This is a genomic window from Dietzia cercidiphylli (genome assembly GCF_014145145.1).
GTDB classification, from domain to species: domain Bacteria; phylum Actinomycetota; class Actinomycetes; order Mycobacteriales; family Mycobacteriaceae; genus Dietzia; species Dietzia natronolimnaea.
In genome coordinates, this window is the sequence record NZ_JAALEA010000366.1 from 1 (window position 1) to 1,753 (window position 1,753).

Consider the following 1,753-nt stretch of genomic DNA (forward strand, 5'->3'; position numbering starts at 1 on the left):
GAACCAGATGGCCATGGGCGTGGGGCCGTACGTCCGGTCGGCCCCCATCGAGCGGGCGGTGGCCTGCAGGTGCAGATCCATCTGTCCGACGTGGCGGGTGGTCTCGCGGCCGAGCATGCGCGAGGCGGTCCGGTAGTGCCCGGCGAGCTCATCGCGCCAGCCGGCGGCGGACGCGGGCCAGGCGGGGTCGGTGAAGAACTCGTCCTTCGGCTCGAGCAACACCCCGGCCCACACGATGCTGCCGCCGCCCCACCCCCGCGCCGCCGATGATGCCGACATGACGCAGCACCCGCTGCCAGAAGAAGCCGCGCAGGCCCAGACCGGGCATCCAGAGGTACCTGCGCGGGTCCCTGCGGGCGGCCAGGAGGTCGTCGGGGGAATGACGACGACCCTGTTCGAGCACCAGGACCGTGAGCCCCTGCTCGGCCAGCCGGAGGGCGCTGACCGCGCCACCGAACCCGCTGCCGATCACGATCACGTCGGCGGCGTCCGCGTGCCGCTGTGGGCCTCGATCCATGGCGCCGAGTGTAGGACGGGTGTCCAGGATCCGGGCCCGATCGGCGGGGACCGGGGCAGGCACGGGAGGGTCGATCCGGGATTTTCCGGGAAATACTGGACGCGCGTCCAAGTTCGGCATACGGTGGTCGCACCTCCAGTTCGGCCTCGCAGAATCGATACCCAGATGAGCCCCACGCACAGACCTCTCGCGGAACACGTGCTCCGCCGCGTCATCCGCCTCATCGGGGCGGCACCGTCCCCGATCCAGCGACTGATCGCCGGGCCCCCGGTCCGGGTCGACGGGCAGCAGCTCGGCCTCGAAGCCCAGGTCGGCACCAGACTGTTGAACCTCGGGGTGTCCGAGACCTTCGAACGGATGCCGCTGGACCGGGGACGGGACCAGATCGCGGGCGAGGCCTTCGTCTTCGGTCACCAGACCCCCGTCGAGACCGTCCGTCCCCTCACCATCCCCGGTCCGAACGGCCCGATCCCGGCTCGCCTGTACCGGCCCGCGGGGATCGAGGGGCCGAGCGCCGCCCTGGTGTACCTCCACGGTGGCGGCTGGGTCCTGGGCGACCTCGACTCGGGAGACTCGGTGTCCCGCTTCCTCGCCGCCCACACCCCGCTGACCGTCATCTCGATCGACTACCGGCTGGCTCCGGAGCACCCGTTCCCCGCCGGCCTGGACGACGCCCTCGCGGCGTTCGGGCACGTCGTCGAGCACGCGGCGGAGTACGACCTCGACCCACGGGCGATCGCGATCGGGGGCGAGAGCGCGGGCGGGAACCTGGCCGCGGTGGTCGCCCTGCACCGCGCCCCCGGATGGACCCCACCGGCCATGCAGGTCCTGTTCAACCCGGTCACGGACCTGTCCACCAAGCACAAGTCGTACGAGTTGTTCGGACGAGGGTTCTTCCTCACCGAGGCGCAGATGGACTGGTACAAATCCCACTATCTCGCCGATCCCGAACAGGCCCTGGACCCGCGCGTCTCGCCACTGCTCGCCGGCGAGCTGGGCCACGCGCCCCCGGCCTACGTCGTGGTGGCCGGCTTCGACGTGCTCCGTGACGAGGGCGAACGCTACGCGGCCGCACTGGTCGAGGCGGGGGTCGACGTGACCCTCCGACGGCACAGCGGCCACGTGCACGGCCTGATCAACGCGACGGGAGTGGGACACGCCGCCCGGGACGCGCTGCTCGAGGCGGTCGGCGTCCTCCACACCAGGCTGGTCGCCCGGATCTCCCCCGCCACTGCC

At 71.7% G+C, this 1,753-nt stretch carries 2 protein-coding genes; one reads left to right on the top strand and one right to left on the bottom strand.

All coding sequences use genetic code 11. The features are described from left to right. Window positions 1–148 precede the first annotated feature (148 nt). Window positions 149–517 carry an FAD-binding protein gene (locus tag G6028_RS13025; protein WP_241730748.1) on the bottom strand — a complete coding sequence of 123 codons (369 nt, stop codon included), beginning with the start codon at window positions 515–517 and terminating at the stop codon, window positions 149–151. A gap of 165 nt (window positions 518–682) precedes the next feature. On the opposite strand from G6028_RS13025, the gene G6028_RS13030 reads away from it, so the two are divergent. Continuing rightward, a partial coding sequence (locus G6028_RS13030) for an alpha/beta hydrolase (protein ID WP_182659127.1) occupies window positions 683–1,753 on the top strand: 1,071 nt, incomplete at its 3' end.